Here is a 19491-nt window from a genome sequence, read left to right on the forward strand (position 1 = left end):
GAACTGCTCCGCACGGATACGCTGCATACCGACACGGAGAAGAACGATGTGGTAATTTACAAAAATGATAAGAACGGGAACCGGCTTGCTACCGTGAACCGCTCTGAAATTCCGACAGAAGCAAAGGATACGTCTTACATCGATGTCGATGTGACGCTGGGAGACAATCAATTGAACGATAATGTAGTAAACCATTATAATGCTTTGAATCAGCTGACCGAGACGCTTACGAAAAACTACAAAGTAAGCTTTACTTATGATGCCGAAGGACTTCGTACCGGAAAGACGGTAAACGGAGAAAAAACGGTTTATGTCTGGGACGGAGACCAGGTGGTAATGGAACTGTCAAAGGGAGGAGCCGTACAGAAACGTTACATCCGTGGAAATGATTTAGTGTATGCCGATAAAGGGGAGAATACGGAGAAAACGTATTATGTCACAGATATGCACGGCAATGTAGTGCAGCTTTTGGATGAATCCGGAAATGTCACAAAGACATATGAGTATGATTCCTTTGGAAACGAAGTAAAACCGGAGAAAAAGGATGAGAACCCGTACCGTTATTGTGGGGAATACTACGATAAAGAGACGGAGGAAGTCTATCTGCGGGCAAGATACTATGAGCCGGGAGTAGGAAGATTTATCACAAGAGATACCTATACCGGGGAAAGTGATGAGCCGCTTAGTCTGCATTTATATACCTATTGTGAGAATGATGGGGTGAATATGGTGGACCCGAGTGGGCATTGGGGAAGACGAGCAAGTGGTTCATATGTTCATCAGGAATTAACGAGAGAGGCTATTAGAAAATATGATAATGATGGTTTGCGGTTTAGACAAATTCATGATTGTAGCATGATGCAAAACATAATTATGGATGGTGTTATTTTGCCTGATTATCTTCAGTCTAAGCACAAAAAGAGTTATGGGCAACAATATATACATACATACAAGAAATATTTAAATAAAAAATTGTGTGGAATTACGCTTTATGTAAAAGGGAAAAAAGGTGAAAGAATAAAAGATAAATTACATGGAAAAAGTAAAAATAAAATGCTTAAGTTCAGAGATACAGTTTTAAAAAAAATAAAAAAATATGGATTGTGTAAAAAAACGTATTTGCTTATCGGATGTTATCTTCACTCTGTGCAGGACTATTCAGCACATAGTTATTGTGCAGCTGTAAAAAACGTTGATTTAGCAAAATATAAAGCAACCTCCAAAACAGAAAGAAAAAAATATTCAGATGCTGTAAATGGATTCCATAAAGATTGGGAAGACAAGGATAATCAAGAGAAATTGCATAAAAAATTTAAAGATAATCCTTCAGCAGTATTTGATAAGAATATTAGGACTGGAAAGTATCAATGGAGAATGCTTTTTGATTCTAAGGAAAAAAATCCGCGCTGTGAAAAAGCAATTAATGATTCGATTGTTTTTTTAAGAAAAGCATTTAGCTATATGCAGTAAGGGGGGAAAATCGATTTATGAAGGGAATTATGGTAGAATGGATATGTCTGTTAGGAATTGTATTACTTTGCTCGTGCAGCAATACGTCGGTATCCGTAGCGCCGAGAAGCGAAGAAACACCTCGTGCGACGGAAGAAAAATCAAAATCACATGAAACGAAAACGGAAAATGTTAATACCGATAAAATGCAAGGGGTTTATCTACGCAGCTGCAAACCGGTTTGGCAATATTCTCAGGTGTATGACGGAGATTACTATTATTTAGTAACGGATGGTAATTGGAACTATACGGTAATGAAAAATAAAGAACCCATTGGAAAGTTTTCAATTCCCAAAGGCGGAATCATGGGGACTTTTGCGGTAGAAGGCGATAAGGCGTATGCTATCATATATTCAAATGATGAGGATGAATTATACCCTACATATTTAGCGCAGATAGATTATAAGAAATCCAGTATTAAGAAAATAGATATTGATTTTACTATATTAGACCGTGTGTATGGTGATGATAGGTTTGATTACATGCAGATACAAGATGAAAAAATATTTTTTGATAATCGTGAGAAGTATCCGGACGATATTTATCATTTGAATCCATATAAAAGTGGACAGTTTAGCATGTATGATATAAAAAAAGAAAAAATGACAGCACTCAATATACCAAAAGAGATGCAGAAGGCATTGCCCCATGTAAATTTAGTTGGAAATGCTTTTTGGTATGCAAATGAAATCAAGGGGAAAGTTGCTATCTATACTTATAATTGGAAGACAGGGGAGCAAAAGAAAGCAGCATCGAGTAAAATAGACAAAAAAGCAAAAGGAAATTTGATGATATATGTGGATGAGGATTACATATATTGTAGTGAGCTGGCAATTCCAAGACATGGTGGAAAAGCGAAAAGGCTTTTGAAAAATGCAGTAGTGTGTCCCGAGTATTGGTATGGCAATAGGTCGGGCAGCAGGTTTTTTTCGTCAAATTCTAAATATCTTTACTATTTAGATAAAAACTATCATTTGAAGAGATATGACAAAAGAACCGGATCGGTGAAAGGGTATGGGAAAGAGAAGTACATGAGTGTGGATTGTACAGAAAATGGAGTGTATGTAAAAAAATATAAAAAAGTTATGTTTCCGGGCTATACCGGGTCGGGGTGGTATTACGATGATGATATCGAGGATCCTGATGTAAAAGAAAGAACAAAACTAAGATTCTTTAAGGAATAAACAAGGAGAGTTAAACATGCTTTGATGCTAATAGAGGAAGATATTGCAACATTTTTGAAGGGTGAATCGTTGTATTATATAAAAGGGAAAGAGTTGACAGAACAAAAAGACTGCTAAAAGAAAGGGAGGAACAAAAGGGATGGCAATTCGGTACAATAAAAAGTTAGTTATAATAATGATTATGTTAATATTGTTTAGTTGTACAAGCTGCGGTGTGAAGCAAAATACGGATAAACAAGAGGTAAAGAAAAAGATAACGTGGGAGGGGGATTATCCCTATGCAAATTCTACGGATATATTTTGTGTGGAGAAAAATAATTTATTTTCATATGACATAAACGGAGAAAATAAGAGAAAGCTAAAGGCAACAATGGGGGAAGGGTGCTTGATTCGAGTAACGGATGAATGGTTGTATTTTAAGAAGGAGATTAAAAAAAATACCCAATATGGGATAGAAATTGAAGCAGTATGCCGCATTCCTTTAAAGAAGGGGAGAGGTGGGAGAAGTGTATTAGCAGGCAAAGAGCAAAAAGTTGTAGATCATTTGGATGGAGTAACTGAAGCAATAGTCGTAGATAAGTATCTTGTTTATTTACGCTCTGCATCATGTGTAAACTATAATAATTCTTTAGTGGGGAGTTATATTATACAACAAGAAGATGAGATTTTTTTAGTTGATCTGAAAAATAATAAAACAAAAAAGTGCATCGTTCCAAAAGAAATAACAAGTCTAAAAATACTGGAGTGGCAAGTGTTTGGAAGTTCGTCGAAAGGAATTGTATGGGGAGAAGAGGCTTTGTTTTATTATGATATTAAACAAAACAAAGTTAGTTTAATTAACGAAAAACAGACAAGTAATGTGGCATTTGACCCATTAAAGGATGAAGTTTATTATTGCAAAGAAAATCGCCCTCAAATAATAGAGAAATATAGTATTAAAACGGGTGAAAAGAGTGCGATAATAACCAAAAAAGAAGTTTTACCGGTGCTTGTTAATTGCCTGTGTGTTTCTATGGATGATATAAAAAAATTTAGCATAGAGGAATTGTATTATAGTAAAGAAAAGATTTATTTTTCGGTAAAAACAAAAGTGAAGGGCGGTTACAATAGAGAGGTATTGTTATCCTATCAAGTAAATAAAAATTTAGTGCTTTATGAGCCGGAATTGGATAATGCAAAACATTTATATTTGTCGTGGAATGAGAAAAATGTATTTATGATATTGTTAGGTTGTGTTCAAGGCAAGTGGTTTTGGCAGGACGAAAATGGGTTGCTAAAATATGATAGCAAAACAGGAGCTGTCCGGTTATGTGATAGAGATGGAATGGATAATGAAATTTATGCAATTAAGAGTATGAAAGAGTTGAGAAAGTGGGATGAGTAAGATTAAAAAAATTGGTTTGGCAGGAGTGGTACTTGCAATTGTTTTTGTAGTAGCTTTTATCTGCTTTAATAGAAAAGAGAAAAATAAAATAGAAGAAAAGGAAACAAAGAAAAATGAATGTGCAGAAATGCAGTTGTTTGAGTATCCAACACAAATTCCGGATATCAATGCACAATCAGAGGGTTTAAAGATGATTTGTGCAGATAGAACGGCAAAGTATTGGCAGGTTAGCGAAGGAAAATGTTATACGATGCAGTCCGATGGTGATAGAAATTATATAGTTCTTTGCAATGGAAATACAATTGGCGGTTTTTCTTTGTCTGATGGTTATATAGCAGGACTTGTAAGATACAAAAAAGAGTTTTATGCACTGCGAATATGTGCCAGTGAATATACGGATAAAGACACCAAATTTGAGGAGGCCGTTTATAAATGGAGTATTGGAAAAATAGATTTTAAGAACAATGCATTTGTAGAAATCTTTAATGCTAGTGAAAGCAGGTCGGACTCCCAGATACCGGATGTTTATGATGTGTGTGTTTATAAGGATAAAGTTATTCTTTATTACCAAGAGAAAATACATATTTGGAACATGACAGGAAAGAAAAACAAAGCCGTTATAAATGCGCCACATCTACCGCAAGGGGATTCGGATTATACGGTATATGATAATAAGATATTTTATGGTATCCACGATGAAAATAAGATAAATTTGTACTATTTTGATATGCAGAATAATATGGAAAAGAAATTTTATTCATATGTTAGCAAAAATGCAGTTAAAAATTGTTCTGTCAGTATTAAATTTGATAATGAAAATTTGTACGTGTCAAATTGCATGGTAAATAGAGAGGACGGAACAAAAAAACAAATCTTTAACAACTCTGTCAAAGATGGCGAAGATGTATTGTTTTCATACACAAATAAAAATATATATTATTTGGATAAAGACCATAAGGTGCATAAAATAAACAAGGCGAGTTTAGCGGATACAATCGTATATAAGAAAAAGGCGTCCGATGTACAGACATCAAAAGATTGTTTGTTTATTAAGAAATATGACGAAGAACTGGAACCTGATTATGAGACTGATTATGGTGAAATACAAAATTGGGATGTGCCGGACAAATGTAGAGTTGTTCAGATGTCAGAGCGTGGGGGAAAAGCAGTGCAGGTGGGAAAAATCAATGAAAATATGGCGGACTGTCCGGATGTGAATGCGAATAATTATTTCCAAAGTGTTTGTGATGCTTCGCAGTATTCACAGGTAGTAAATGGGAACTACTATTACCTCCGTATGGACAAAACGAAAAATAAGTATTTTGTGTATAAAAATAGGAAAAAGATTTTGACGTTTACATTGGGAAATCAAGAAAGACTAATTGCCTTTGTAAGATATAAGAATGCATTTTATTTTGTGAAACAGCGCGACGATGATTGGGAGGACTTATTTAACATATATTCTGCAACTATATACAGGATTTCTGAAGAAAGCCAAAGACCGGAAGTTTGCTTTGAATGGAAAACGAGAATTGGATTTTTGGTCACTTTGGACGAACAATCATCATTTTTTAATAAATGTTTTCTTAGTGGTGGAAAATTTTGTTTTGTAAGACGAAATTTCCTTTATGGAATTCGGTTGACAGATGGAAAACTGGTTGATTTTAATAACGTATCGAAAGGCACGAAAAAGAGACTTGGTATCTCTTATAAAACTAAAGTACAGTATAGTTCAGTGCTTCGTGTAAAAAAACGTATGTTAAAAAGTGCATATATTCAAACAAGAACTTTATATGATTTTAGCAGTAAATATTTGCTTTACATAGATAAAAAGTTTAATCTGTGCAGATATGATATGAGTAATCAAAGTGAAACGGTAATTGCAAAAAAATGTGTTGGAGTGGCCTGTATAAAAGGGAATATATGTGTACGAAAATACAAGGCTAATATGGCATATTTGAAATGTGATGAAGATGATGAGGCAGAGAGCATATATGACAGTGATTGTCCAATTTATCAAATGACGATGGATGGAAAGGGCATTTGTACATTACGTTAAGCTGATTCGGCTGAAGTAATTTAATTATGACGATTCTCGTGGTGGAATTTTTTGATTACCGAAGCGTTATTGATTAATACGGAGGATGTAAATGAAAAAGAGGAAAATAAAACAGAAGAAAAGAAAATGGCTTTATGTTAGGGGCTATTCAAAAGAATGGGAATTTCTTGAAGATAGCGATAAGAAAGTATCCGATGAATGGAGTGATGCACTGTATCGAATTCGCTGCATGGATGGAAAAGTTGAGAAACTGGAAGAAAATAACCCGGTAGAATAAACAGAAATGAGATGAATTGTAGCTGTGGAAAATAAATATATCCAATACGATGCAACATATTGAGGGCTAAATTGTTGTATTTGAGGAAAACATAAATTGACAAAATCTGTGCTTGTTAATATAATAAATATAGTTTTTATATTGCTAAAGCGTTATATATCAAATGATATGAATTAATGAGGAGGGTGTGTATTATGAAAAAAATAAAAACTAAAAATATTCTAGTTACGGTAGGAATTGTAATTTTACTTGCGGTGATAGTCTATGTTCGTAGCAGGATTTCTCCATTGTTTGGTAATTATAGTGTTGAAAAGAATGAAAAAAAGGTCGAAGCAAAACCAACGATGGACACAAAATCACAAGAAACAAAAAAGTCTCAGGAGAAAACGGAGACTTTATCAACAGGCATCAATTCGTATTGGAATATGCAAGGAAGTGGTAAAGTTAAATTTGATGTGAGTGCAGGTTTTTATGATGAATGGGGAGATATTCCGGCTTTGAAGTATAAAACAAAAATGAATTTTATAAAGATTGCAAAACTAAAAAAAGGTATTCTGTATCACTTGAAGATTGAACAGGCATCAGAGCTTAAGATTCCAACAAAAAGGCTTAGCCTTGGTTATTTTTATGTGCAAAAAAATAGGATAATGCGTATATGGGAAAATAACGATTATGAGGCACAAGGAAATGTTTGGACGCTGTCGAAGAAAACGTTAAATAGAATCATAAAGACCAGTGAGATTCCAAAGTATAGTACAATTGTTTGGCAGAAAAAGACATATAAAGATACATTAAAACACGATAAGATAGACTGGCATCAGTACTTAAAAAAGATTCAAGATTCGCCTAAAAAGAGACTGCGTTATGGTGGCTACTATCAATATCCACAGCATTCAGGATATTGGGAGACTTTTATTTGGGAAGAAGGAACTGGGTTGATTTTTTACCAGAGTGGATATAGAGATGGGGTGGAATGTATTAGGTTGAAAAGAAAAGGAGTGAAACTTCCAAGTGATGTATGGTATGATTGAGGTGATTTTACTGCAACATTCCGAAAAGGCGAATCGTTGTATTTGAGAAAGTGTTGATTTATATGAGGGGGTATCCGAATGAAAAAAATATTGTTTTGCCTGTTTTTGGGCATCAGTTTACTTGTTAATGTTGTTTTGAGTATATTTGTATTAAATAAAGAAAAAACATATGTGCAATTATCGCAGGACAAAGTAGTTTCTGTAGATAATGCTAATCCGATTGACAGCTATTTTGATAAGGTGATGAAACAAGATATGACATACGCTGAAATCAGGGGCAAGCAAAGATTATACGGGAAATTATGGAAAACGGAATATGAAAATGTGATACACTGGTTGAATGAACGGTGTAAATATGAGGATGATAAAAAAAGCATAGAAAAATTTGATTATCAGGTGAAAAAATACATAAAAGAGGCACAAGCTGTTTTGCAAATAAGTAAAGCAGAAACAAATTCGTTGAATAAATCACCGAGTGAAAGAGTAAAATCCTTGGGTGAAACAGCAGAAACTTTACGTGATGAAGGAGAACTTTACCGAGATATTTGTTTACAAATAATAGAGAAGTCCGGTAACAAGTATAGTTTTTTGAAAAGAGATTACGATAAAGTAATTATAGAATAGTTGGTGCACAAGTAAATGCTGTACCTGAGTTTATGAAAGATTACAATTTGGGTGGCATAAATTACAGTGAGCCATTTTCAAAATTAAGTGTGGAGGGATAAAATGGAGGAACTGCGTTACAGCAAAAAAAGAATAAGGATTTATATTGGTACTTTATTGGGAGTTATTCTGGCAATAGGTTTGATAATAGTATGTAATCACTGTGTATCTGAAAAGAAAAGTGATAGCAAATATAATGAAAGCATAGAAACTAATGGGAGTATTTTAAACAATATTGTTTTTGGTGGAGAACTGGCAGAAGAAAGTGGAAAAATCTATTATTCAAATGCAAACGATAATTGGAGTTTATATCGTAAAAATTTAAAAGGAGAAACAGAACAAAAACTGCATGATAATAGATGTGACAATATAAATATAGGAAAGGGATGGTTATTTTGCAGAGATGTTAAAAATCATCAAATTATTAAAATGAGATTGGATGGTAGTAAAAAACAGGTTATTTATAAGGGAATAATTGACAATTTGGCTTATTATGGAGATTACCTATATTTTTTAGAGGAAAGAGAGGGAATACAACATATAGCCAAAATTCGATGTGATGGAAGTGAAAAAACATACATTTATTCCAATCGTGAAGATAGAATTTGCAATCTTATTTTAGTACAGGACTGGATTTATTATTACAGCATGAATGATAAAATGATAGAAAAGGTAAACATTGATGGTTCATCTAATACAAATGTTGTGAAAGCGGAAATGGATTTTTTTATAGCGGACAAAAAAGGAATTTATTTTGCCGACAAAGAGAAACAAAAAGTTTGTTATGTGGATTATGACGGAAAGTACTTATCTGTAATCAGTAATAGTTGTCCAAGGTATATGTACATTTTTGAAGGACAGCTATATTATTGCAATGGAAATGATAGTATATGGAAAGAAGAACTTCGAGAAGATAAATCCGAAAAATATGTTGATAAAAAAGTGTTACGTTTTTACAAAACCGACAATGTATTGTTATATTATTATATAGAAAAAAGCGGTAGAGAGGAAAAAATATGTCAACAAATTTTAAGCCGTGAGAGTATACAGCCTGTTAAGGTTACAGATGAAACGGGAAAAAAATGCACGTTGAAACTTGCTAAATTAAATGAAAAAGATACGGGAGTATATTTTAGAGAGGCTGATCCCACGAGTGTGTTCGGGCAGATTGATAATGGGCATTACTATTATTTGAAATCAAATAGCAAAAGGGACTATGAAATTTTTAGAGATGAAGATGTTTTTGTGGGAGAATTTACGCTGGAATATGGCTACATATCCAGTTTTGCTAAATATCAAAATGATTTTTATGCTTTTATAACAATAGAAGAAGGAGAAGCAGAGGTGGAGACAACGAGACAAGCGCTTGTTCGTGTCGATTTGAAAAACAAAAAAGTTCAGTCAATTATAGATGATTATGAAAAAACAGAAAATGCGGATTCACAGGACAATTATTTTTGGGATGATCATTTATATGATTATTCAGCACTTTATCAGCAATACATATATCATGATTCAAGAGATGAAGTGATAGACAAAAAGTTGGATTATCAACCATATAAATCCGGCAAATCATTACAAAGATTTAGTATTAATAATAAGAAAAGGACAGAGAAGATTTTATCTACATCGAATATGAACGAGGCTAAGCCGTACCTGACTTTTGTTGATGGACAGATTTTGTATGGAAGGCAGAAAGGGAAAAAAGTATATTTATATGCTTATGATTTAAATACAAAAAAGAAAGTGAAATATTATGTTATAAAAGAAAAAAGACATATAAATGTTATGGAGTGCCCCCCTTTCATCCAACTAACTACGATTGTGTTTTTGTGACAATGGATGAAACATATATTTATTGTCAGGAGTTCGCAATTCCCCGCAAAGGTGGGAAAATGCGGCCATTATTGAGAAATGCTGGAGAATATTGGGGAGGTCAATTTGCATTTTCTACTAATAGAAAAAATATTTTTTATTTGGACAAGAAGTATCGGCTTCATCGAGTTGATAAAAAGACAAGAAAGGATGTTAAATTATCAAAGAAAAAATGGATGTCAGTGTATGCCACAGATGAAAAGATATATCTAGTGGAGTACGATGAAGATATAGTGGGAGCATATTGGCAGGAAGATGAGGGGGATGTAGTACAGGACCATGATTATCCGGGTGAAAATGCTTTATATTGCATGGATTTCCAAGGTGATATGAAGAAAGTAGGATGAAACATTTATGAAGGGAGATAAAATGAGAAAAAAGGGGAAATTAATAATTATTTGCTGTATTTTATTTGGAATTATGTTATTTATAGGATTGGCATATTGGATATTGATTTTTATTCCAAGAGAGAGGATGAAAGGATGCTATTTTGGTTATGAACAAATGCCAATAATGTCAAACGAAAAATATACTGGTAAAATTGATGCAAAAATGGAACATATTCTAATTGAAGATCATGCCGGAACAAAAGTTACAGAGCTTGATTTATTAGGTAATAGCCCAGATCAAGTGGTGTTAGGGGAGAAGACCTTTTTTTTACTATATCGATGGGATGACCAAAAAGGAACTGGAAAAATTGTTCAATATGATTACAAGTCAAATAAATTAAAAGAATGTAGGGTGTCTAATGTTGCAACAATCGCATGGAAAGACAACTATTTATTTTTTGGAAATTGGGATTTAAAGGATGATTACCGTTATTATTTTGAATCTTATTATAAAGGATTTTATGCAAATTGTTATATAGAGGAAGAGAAATTTGGAAAACAGCCGAAAAAAATAATAAAGAATCATGACTGGGGATGCAAAATTGGAAATACCAAGATGTATTATCATGAAGAGGGCTTTTTTTCAACAGAACCTTCATGGTTAGATTATGCAGGAACCTCAACGGGAAATTTTACGTTGGATGATGTGAAATCTAATTATCAGGCAGAAACAAAGCAAGAGAAGATTAATCGAACTTTACTTGTGAAGGAAATAGGGCAATGTGGTATTTCAAACCCTAATTATTTAATAGTCGAATACCAAATGGGAGATAAGATTTATGGTGTTTGTAATGTGTTACGAGAGTATATTCCAGCATATCCGATTGAGTCAAAGGATGTGGTTATGGCGTGCTGTTATAAAATTAGTAAAAAAAATAATAAGTTGAAGATATTAAAAAAGCAAAGTTCCAGTATTGCAATAATAGCAGAAAATGATGAATTTGTTTATCAAACTGACAATAAAATTATCAAGAAAAATTTAAAAACAGGAGATACACAAACAATATTTACATTTAGCAAGTATTTTTCTGCAAATATAGATGTGCAAGGGGATTATTTGCATATTTATGAGGGAGATAGGAGCAGCTACATAAAGTGGACGTAGAAGGAGGTAGATTGTTGTCAATGAAAACAATGAGAATGTGGCGGAAACGTATGGCTATAATCTTTTGTTGTGTAAAATCAAAAAAGAACTTTCGCAGAACAATACAGATGGCAGTGCTAGTTACCAGATCGTAGTAAACGAATATGATAAGTCTGGCAAACTCGTGGAAACAAAAAGCAAACAGTCTGTATTGGTGTGAAGGAGAGGAGAAATTAATGCAAAGTATTTTAGTTCAATTATTAATGAATAAAGAATTGTTATTAATATATGAGATAGCATCATTTGCTATTGGAATTATACTTCTTTATGTAACAGAGAAAACACAAATATACTATGATATATGCATTTTTCTTGTTGTTGCGTTTGATTGTTTTATGATAGGGTCCTTTTTGGGGGAACAATTATTTTATAATGAGGTCTCTTTTTTTGTAGGAGGACTTATTGGGATGTTTCTTTTGATATATATACATTTTAAAAGCAAAAGTGTCATTAGAGAGATTTTTTCAATGTTGACAATAGCGAAAATTTTGATAATTATAAAAAATTTTACGACGCCTCATGAGTTGCCGGAGCAGGAATTAGAAGTTTTTAAGATATCTTTTATAGGTGCTCTTTTGGCAATTATAGTTATTGTAATTATAAGAGAAGTTATTAAGCGGCGCGGAATGTATGACTTCAAAACAAATGATAGTTACTATAAAATATTGTGTGTGCATTAGACTGGAATGAAAATTCAAGTGGCTTATTTTTTATCCTTAATACCATATTAAATATAAGAGAATTTTGGTATGTGATATTGTAGCCGTTACCGTTGTTTGTGGTGTTGGTACTGTTTATTGCAAGTAAATTGTCAGTAAAAGCGGTAGTTGGAATGTGTATTGCAGACTATGTTTTATTCGTAGGAAAAGAACTTTTTTATGCAAATCATGGGGGACTATGTTTTTTTGAAGTTTATGGCGTGGTAGAAATTAATCTTTTGAGAATTGCATTGTGTGTTATGTTTAGTCTTATAGTAATGACATACAGAATTTTGTTACAGCAGTTGACAAACTCCCCAAATTAGACTAACATAACAAGTGTTATGATGAAAAACAAAGAAGAAACCATTGAAAAAATCAAACAGGCAGCATTAGAAGAGTTTTACGCCAATGGATATGCAAAAGCAAGTCTTAGGACAATCTGCCGCAGGGCGGGTGTTACGAAGGATTCCGAGAGCGTGTTGAAAAAATGATGGAGCAGTCATTTCTTACATATTACCGGAGCAAACTTAAGACAGTGCCGGATAAAGGCTTGATAAAAATATTGGCAGGGTAGCGATTAGACAGTTGTTTGCAGATTGTAAAAGAGGATTATGACATGGAATACAGCCTGTATTTAGTGAAACAGATTGGTGTTTACGCAGGAGGCGGAACAGAAAGATTAATAGAGAGTTTAAGAAAGCTTCACAGAGACTAACTGTGGAGCTTTTTTTACAACATAACAATTCATAACAAACGTTACGAAAGGATGATACGATGAAAGAGAAAGTAAGTGTGACCGGTGTGCCGGAAACAATGATTCAGACTTTATATGCGAGGGCAAAGGAATCAGAGAAAGACAATCCGATGATTCGGGATGATATGGCGGCAGAGATTGTGTCAAAGCTGGATTACGACTTTTCAAATGCCAATAAAGATAAGGCGATGAATTATGGTGTAATCGCGAGAACAATTGTGCTGGATGAGATGGTAGGGCGGTATCTGGGTGAACATCCAAAAACAGTTGTGATAAATATTGCCAGTGGCATGGATACAAGATGTTACCGGATGGAGGGAAAGTATCTGCGCTGGTATAATATCGATTTGCCGGAAACAATGGAGATAAGAGAAAAGTTTCTTACAGAAAGCGGACCAATTTATCAGATTGCCAAGTCGGCAATGGATGCATCCTATATGGATGAAATTGTAAGTGATGGTGAAAATGTATTGGTTGTGATTGAAGGACTTTCCATGTATTTAAGCGAAGAAGATGTGCTGCAAATGTTTTCCATTATTGAAAAAAACTTTCCGGAGGTTACCGTTATGGTTGAAACAATGTCTCCGTTTGTCGTGCGTCATATAAAGGAAAAATCAATTGAAGGCAGCAATGCAAAATTTACATGGGGCATTAAAAATGGAAAATTGCTGCAGCAGCTTGTTCCGGCATTTACATATAAGGGAGAAGTGAGCTTGGTTGAAGGTATGAAAAAAATGATGCCGATATATCGTATTATTGGTAAAATTCCTGCAGTCAAAAATTTTTCAAATAAAATTATTGTTCTTGAAAAAGAATAAAAGTTAATGAGGTAAAAGTACATAGCCTATTGACTTAGCATTGCCATCTGCCTTATGATAGAGCAAAGAATAAATGAAAAGAGGAAAATTATGAACATCGATGAAATGTTAGAAATTAGCGATTGTCCATTATGTGATGGCGGTGCGTTATTAGAAGAGGAATGTGGATGTAGTTATTATGTATCATGTCTGGATTGTGGATGTCATACGGTAAATATTGATTTCCGTTCGGATGAAGAGCGCTTGGATGCCGCCAAACGTGCAGTTATGCTTTGGAATACCGGAAAGGTAATATCAAGCAGTCCTGGCGAATGAGAGGCTGCCCGTGAATGTCCTTATGAACCGTTTCTAAAAAGCTTTCATACAATAAAATAAGAAACATAAGGCGGGCAGATACCGATGAAGGAAAGGACAAAAGTAATTGTGGACGACACAACCATTTATGAGGTGGATTTAGCGTGTTATGAATCTTTGACGCCGGAGGAAAAAAGAAAATATTTCCCGCAGGCATGGAAAGAGGAGAACGGTTCTATTGGACGGAATCATTCATTTCAGACGAATCGTAAATAAAAAATGAGGCGGTTATCCGCCCCATTTTTTTGCATTAAGCAATTTTCAATTAGCAGCCGCAGCCGAATCCACCGAATCCGTTATTGCCTCCACAGCAGCAGAGGATAATGAGAATCCAAATGATGCAGCTGCAATCACCGCCCATGCCGCCGCCAAAGCCGTTACCACAGCCGCCGCAGCAAAGAAGTAAAAGGATAATAATCCAGCAGCAGGAAGAATTGTTCTCGTTGCAGGAGCATCCTCCGCCACAGTTTGTTGCTGACAAATCACTCATAGGTTTGCCTCCTAAATTTCATTTACACTGTTATCCTATGCAGGGTGGCTTGGGTGATTTACACAAAAAAATGAAAAAAAAGGTGGAAATATTTTATTTGCATATAGACAGAGAATATACTATAATATTGACAGCATTATGATTAGTGATAATATGGCTTTTTTGCGTTAGATAGTGAGAGAAAAAAAGATAAAATGAAAAAGAGGGATTCACGACGATGAAACGATATCAGTGGATGGGGATTATGCTGAGCCTTGTTTTGCTTCTGTGCTCGTGCGGTACGGACAAAGAGGTTGAGAAGAAAGCCGGCGAAAGTACGAGTACACCGTCTGCAACAGCGAGCGTTACGCCGTTGATTTCAGAGGATGAGGCTTTTTCGGAGGCAGAGAAGATTGTAAAAACAATGACAATTGAACAAAAAGTAGGACAGATGTTTTTGGTGGATTTACTGCAGTTAGATGCATCACCATCGGTGGACGGAACCGCTTATAAGGCGACGGACAGCATGAAACAGGCAATTATTGATTATCACCTGGGTGGCGTCTATCTTACGAAGGAAAATATTAAGTCGCAGAAGCAGACGAAAAAACTCGTGCAGAATTTACAGGCGAGCGTTGTATCAGGAAGTGCGCTTTACGTTGCCGTAGAGGAAGACGGCGGTGGAGAAAATTCCATTTCTGCCAAAGTTGAGGATTTAAAAGATACCGGTTATGTTACCCCAAAAGAAATGGGACAAAATATGACGGCAAACCAGATTTATGAATCGGGGAAAACGATTGCCGGAGAATTGACGAAAATCGGTATAAATCTGAATCTGGCACCGGTGGCGGATTTGGCTAGTGACCAAAATCCATCGTATGCAATGCGCTGTATGGGAAGTGATGCGGATGCTGTGGCAGATTTGTTAGATGATTTTGTAAGTGGTATGCGCGAGGGCGGAATTTCTGTGACGCTTCGGACTTTCCCGGGGATTGGTAATGTTTCTGCGGATGTGACGGAGTCAATTGCCGAAAATACAGACAGTCTGATGACGATACGTGATACGAATTTTGTGCCATATGCGAGCGGGATTCAGGCGGGCGCTGACTGCGTGATGGTGAGCAATGCCGCATACAGTAAGCTGACGGTAAAAAAAGTACCAGCATTTATGTCGCAGGATATTGTGACGAAACTTTTACGGGAAGAACTCGGATTTGATGGAATTGTTATGACAAGCCCACTCAATGATAATGTGATAGAGAACAATTATACAAATGAATTTGCCGTAGTGGAAGCGGTAAAAGCAGGATGCGATTTAATCGTCCTGCCGGGGAATTTCAAGGAGTGCTATGAGGCTTTAATTACTGCCGTAGAGGAAGGCAGGATTGATGAAAAAGTGATTAACACATCCGTCCGGCGGATCTTACAGAATAAGATTCAAAGGGGCATACTTGTGTTAGAATAAACAGCAAAAGGAAGGACTTGAAATGAACTCACAGGTTGATGAAACTTATTACGATGGACTGCATGAAGAGTGTGGTGTTTTCGGTGTCTATGATTTGGATGGCGGTGATGTTGCCTCCACAATTTACTATGGACTTTTCGCTTTGCAGCACAGAGGTCAGGAAAGCTGTGGTATTGCGGTCAGCGATACAAAAGGACCGAAAGGAAAAGTATTGTCTTCAAAAGGCATGGGACTTGTCAATGAAGTCTTTGATTCTGAAAAACTTGAAAAACTCAAAGGAAATATCGGGGTTGGACATGTCCGCTACTCGACGGCAGGTGCGAGCAATGGACAGAATGTACAGCCGTTAGTATTAAATTATGTCAAAGGTATTCTTATGTTAGCACATAACGGAAATCTGGTAAATGCGCCGGAACTCCGCAAAGAACTGGAATACACAGGAGCTATTTTCCAGACGACCATTGATTCGGAAGTTATTGCGTACCACATTGCGAGAGAGCGTTTGAAAACGGGTACGGTAGAAGAAGCTGTGAAAAATGCGATGAAGAAATTAAAAGGTGCGTATTCACTTGTGATTTCCAGTCCGAGAAAATTGATTGGTGCCCGCGACCCATTTGGTTTTCGTCCTCTGGTGATTGGAAAACGGGATAACAGTTATCTGCTTGCCAGCGAAACCTGTGCACTCGATGCGGTTGGTGCAACATTTGTCCGGGATGTAAAACCGGGGGAAATTGTCATGTTAGACAAAAACGGTATTACATCGGATGAAAGTCTCTGCACGGTAAAACCGGCAAGATGTATTTTTGAATATATTTATTTTGCAAGACCGGACAGCTATGTGGATGGCGTGAGTGTTTATAATTCGCGTATTATGGCAGGAAAAATTCTTGCCCAGATGCATCCGGCAGAAGCGGATATTGTCATTGGAGTGCCGGATTCCGGAAATGCGGCTGCGATGGGATTTGCCCTGGAGTCAAATATTCCGTATGGCGTTGGTTTTATCAAGAACAGTTATGTTGGAAGAACGTTTATTAAACCCAAACAGTCTGCCCGTGAGTCCAGTGTAAACATTAAATTGAATGCCTTGAAAGAAGTGGTTAGTGGCAAGCGTGTTGTGATGGTCGATGATTCGATTGTGCGCGGTACGACGAGCGGCCACATTGTAAAAATGCTCAAAGATGCCGGAGCGACTGAGGTGCATGTAAGAATCAGTTCGCCGCCATTTTTGTTTCCATGCTATTTTGGAACCGACGTGCCAAGCTGCGACCAGCTGATTGCACATGACCACACGGTATCCCAGATTTGTGAGTTGATTGGAGCGGATTCGCTTGGTTACTTAGATGGCGAGAGACTGCCGGAATTGATTGAGGGAGACACCGGTTACTGTGATGCGTGCTTCTCCGGAAATTACCCGGTAGAGCCGCCAACCGAAGATATTCGTGGAAGTTTTGAACCGTAAATAGGTGTTAAGGAAAAGCCCTGGCACTATTTTATAAAAGGATAGAGAAAGGAAAGAAAGAATATGAGTACAGACAGATATGTAAGCCCGTTGTCGGAGAGATACGCCAGCAAAGAAATGCAGTTTATTTTCTCGCCGGATATGAAATTTCAGACTTGGAGAAAATTATGGATTGCATTAGCAGAAACCGAGAAAGAACTTGGCTTAAAGGATGCAGATGGAAATCCACGTATTACAGACGAGCAGATTGAGGAGTTAAAAGCACATGTGACAGATATTAATTATGATGTTGCAAAAGCTCGCGAAAAAGAGGTGCGCCACGACGTAATGAGCCATGTATATGCATATGGCAAACAGTGTCCAAAGGCAGCAGGAATCATTCATCTCGGAGCAACTTCCTGCTATGTTGGTGATAATACAGACGTCATTATCATGACCGAAGCACTTAAATTAGTAAAGAAAAAACTGGTGAATGTCATTTCCGTATTATCTGATTTTGCAATGAAATACAAAGACCTTCCGACGCTTGCATTTACTCATTTCCAGCCGGCACAGCCGACAACAGTTGGTAAGCGTGCAACGCTTTGGATTCAGGAACTTGTGATGGATTTGGAAGATTTGAATCACGTGCTGTCTCATATGAAACTTCTTGGTTCGAAAGGAACTACCGGTACACAGGCAAGTTTCCTTGAGCTGTTTGACGGTGATGAGAGCAAATGTAAAGAAGCGGACAAACTGATTGCAAAGAAAATGGGATTTGACGCATGCTTCCCTGTTTCCGGACAGACATATTCCCGTAAATTAGATACCCGCGTGGTAAATGTGCTTGCCGGCATCGCAGCCAGCGCACATAAATTTTCAAACGATATCCGTCTTCTTCAGCATTTGAAAGAAGTGGAAGAGCCATTTGAAAAGAGCCAGATTGGTTCCTCTGCAATGGCATACAAGAGAAACCCAATGCGAAGCGAAAGAATTGCATCCCTGTCCCGCTATGTAATGATTGATGCCTTAAACCCAGCCATTACATCGGCAACCCAGTGGTTTGAGAGAACGCTCGATGATTCCGCAAATAAGCGTCTGAGCGTAGCAGAAGGCTTCCTCACAATCGACGGTATTTTGGATTTGTTCTTAAATGTAGCCGATGGACTTGTTGTTTACGATAAAGTAATTACAAAACGTCTCATGTCCGAACTTCCATTTATGGCAACTGAAAATATCATGATGGATGCCGTAAAAGCCGGCGGCAACCGTCAGGAACTGCATGAGAAGATTCGTGAGCTTTCCATGGAAGCAGGCAGAAATGTAAAAGAGCGCGGCTTAGACAACAACCTCTTAGAGTTGATTGCCGCAGACGATGCCTTCCCAATGACTTTGGAAGAATTGCAGAAGACCATGGACCCAAGCAAATACGTTGGTCGTGCACCAAGTCAGGTAAAAGAGTTTGTTGAAGACGTGGTCACACCAATTCTCGATGAAAACAAAGACTTGCTTGGAATTAAAGCAGAGATTAACTGCTAATTAAGGAAAGTAAGTATTATGTAGACAAAGTTGGTGCTAGGACTGTTCTGTTGTCCCAGCACCATTTTTCTTTGTTTGTGGGTTTGCAGCAGTTGTGGAGCAATGGAGAAATCCATTATATATAAGCATCAAAAGTCTTAGGCAACGCTAATCCGTTCAAAATTAAAAAAGAGTTGTACAAAATAGAAAACCACTTGCAAGCAAAGCAACCATAAAGTAGAAAATCTGGGAAAAGAGTTGTTTTGTCTGGAAAAATTCGATTGGAATTTTAACAAAGTTGAGATTGAATGAATAAGTTTGTGCTAAATGTTCGCTGTTAATTCCTTTGGATTCCAGTAATTCCGTAGAAAAACTTTGTGACTCGTGGGTTTGAGTACGTCGGTATGAAGCACTGGTAGTTTCAGTGCCCATACCGCTACGCACTCAACGAGCGCAAGC

Annotated in this window: 20 protein-coding genes; 19 read left to right on the forward strand and 1 reads right to left on the reverse strand. The window is 36.4% G+C overall.

Annotated features, from left to right (window positions below; genetic code table 11):
* From DW005_RS10495 to DW005_RS13870, 16 genes are all read left to right on the forward strand, one after another.
* Positions 1-1470 (forward strand): RHS repeat-associated core domain-containing protein (locus DW005_RS10495; protein ID WP_147324437.1); only part of this gene is annotated, 1470 nt, incomplete at its 5' end.
* 17 nt (positions 1471-1487) lie between these two features.
* On the forward strand, positions 1488-2693 hold the full coding sequence (locus tag DW005_RS10500; protein WP_117479275.1) for a hypothetical protein: 1206 nt from the start codon (positions 1488-1490) through the stop codon (positions 2691-2693).
* Positions 2694-2997: 304 nt separating this feature from the next.
* On the forward strand, positions 2998-4077 hold the full coding sequence (locus DW005_RS10505) for a hypothetical protein (RefSeq protein ID WP_147324438.1): 1080 nt from the start codon (positions 2998-3000) through the stop codon (positions 4075-4077).
* Positions 4070-6136, forward strand: a complete 2067-nt coding sequence (locus DW005_RS10510) for a hypothetical protein (RefSeq protein ID WP_117479277.1) — start codon at positions 4070-4072, stop codon at positions 6134-6136. The genes DW005_RS10505 and DW005_RS10510 overlap by 8 nt, the downstream gene beginning before the upstream one ends.
* A 91-nt stretch (positions 6137-6227) precedes the next feature.
* Positions 6228-6413: a hypothetical protein gene (locus DW005_RS10515; protein ID WP_117479278.1), complete on the forward strand. Its 186-nt coding sequence runs from the start codon at positions 6228-6230 to the stop codon at positions 6411-6413.
* 194 nt (positions 6414-6607) lie between these two features.
* Positions 6608-7444 (forward strand): hypothetical protein, encoded by an 837-nt coding sequence (locus DW005_RS10520; protein ID WP_117479280.1) that lies wholly within the window; start codon positions 6608-6610, stop codon positions 7442-7444.
* Positions 7445-7522: 78 nt separating this feature from the next.
* Positions 7523-8068 (forward strand): hypothetical protein, encoded by a 546-nt coding sequence (locus tag DW005_RS10525; protein WP_117479282.1) that lies wholly within the window; start codon positions 7523-7525, stop codon positions 8066-8068.
* A gap of 102 nt (positions 8069-8170) precedes the next feature.
* Complete coding sequence (locus tag DW005_RS10530; RefSeq protein WP_117479284.1) at positions 8171-9943, forward strand: DUF5050 domain-containing protein; 1773 nt, start codon at positions 8171-8173, stop codon at positions 9941-9943.
* A gap of 59 nt (positions 9944-10002) precedes the next feature.
* On the forward strand, positions 10003-10329 hold the full coding sequence (locus DW005_RS10535) for a hypothetical protein (RefSeq protein ID WP_117479286.1): 327 nt from the start codon (positions 10003-10005) through the stop codon (positions 10327-10329).
* A 7-nt stretch (positions 10330-10336) separates the two neighbouring features.
* Positions 10337-11476, forward strand: a complete 1140-nt coding sequence (locus DW005_RS10540) for a hypothetical protein (protein ID WP_117479287.1) — start codon at positions 10337-10339, stop codon at positions 11474-11476.
* A 37-nt stretch (positions 11477-11513) separates the two neighbouring features.
* On the forward strand, positions 11514-11675 hold the full coding sequence (locus DW005_RS13865) for a hypothetical protein (RefSeq protein ID WP_181975029.1): 162 nt from the start codon (positions 11514-11516) through the stop codon (positions 11673-11675).
* A gap of 16 nt (positions 11676-11691) precedes the next feature.
* Positions 11692-12195: a hypothetical protein gene (locus DW005_RS10545; RefSeq protein ID WP_117479289.1), complete on the forward strand. Its 504-nt coding sequence runs from the start codon at positions 11692-11694 to the stop codon at positions 12193-12195.
* A 362-nt stretch (positions 12196-12557) separates the two neighbouring features.
* On the forward strand, positions 12558-12707 hold the full coding sequence (locus DW005_RS10555; RefSeq protein WP_242989428.1) for a TetR/AcrR family transcriptional regulator: 150 nt from the start codon (positions 12558-12560) through the stop codon (positions 12705-12707).
* 283 nt (positions 12708-12990) lie between these two features.
* Positions 12991-13788, forward strand: coding sequence for a class I SAM-dependent methyltransferase (locus tag DW005_RS10560; protein ID WP_117479295.1), 798 nt, complete (start codon positions 12991-12993; stop codon positions 13786-13788).
* A gap of 90 nt (positions 13789-13878) precedes the next feature.
* Complete coding sequence (locus tag DW005_RS10565) at positions 13879-14103, forward strand: Lar family restriction alleviation protein (RefSeq protein WP_181975030.1); 225 nt, start codon at positions 13879-13881, stop codon at positions 14101-14103.
* 84 nt (positions 14104-14187) lie between these two features.
* Positions 14188-14358, forward strand: coding sequence for a hypothetical protein (locus DW005_RS13870; protein WP_181975031.1), 171 nt, complete (start codon positions 14188-14190; stop codon positions 14356-14358).
* A 45-nt stretch (positions 14359-14403) separates the two neighbouring features.
* On the opposite strand, the gene DW005_RS10570 is transcribed toward DW005_RS13870, so the two are convergent.
* On the reverse strand, positions 14404-14628 hold the full coding sequence (locus DW005_RS10570; protein WP_181975032.1) for a hypothetical protein: 225 nt from the start codon (positions 14626-14628) through the stop codon (positions 14404-14406).
* Positions 14629-14849: 221 nt separating this feature from the next.
* Between DW005_RS10570 and DW005_RS10575 the strand changes: the two genes are divergently transcribed.
* From DW005_RS10575 to purB, 3 genes are all read left to right on the forward strand, one after another.
* Positions 14850-16076, forward strand: coding sequence for a glycoside hydrolase family 3 N-terminal domain-containing protein (locus DW005_RS10575; RefSeq protein ID WP_117479299.1), 1227 nt, complete (start codon positions 14850-14852; stop codon positions 16074-16076).
* Between the two features lie 22 nt (positions 16077-16098).
* On the forward strand, positions 16099-17535 hold the full coding sequence (gene purF / locus DW005_RS10580) for an amidophosphoribosyltransferase (RefSeq protein WP_117479301.1): 1437 nt from the start codon (positions 16099-16101) through the stop codon (positions 17533-17535).
* 63 nt (positions 17536-17598) lie between these two features.
* Positions 17599-19053 carry an adenylosuccinate lyase gene (gene purB, locus DW005_RS10585; RefSeq protein ID WP_117479303.1) on the forward strand — a complete coding sequence of 485 codons (1455 nt, stop codon included), beginning with the start codon at positions 17599-17601 and terminating at the stop codon, positions 19051-19053.
* The last annotated feature ends 438 nt before the right edge of the window (positions 19054-19491 follow it).

Source organism: Clostridium sp. AF36-4 (assembly GCF_003435975.1).
In the GTDB taxonomy this organism is placed as follows: domain Bacteria; phylum Bacillota; class Clostridia; order Lachnospirales; family Lachnospiraceae; genus Eubacterium_F.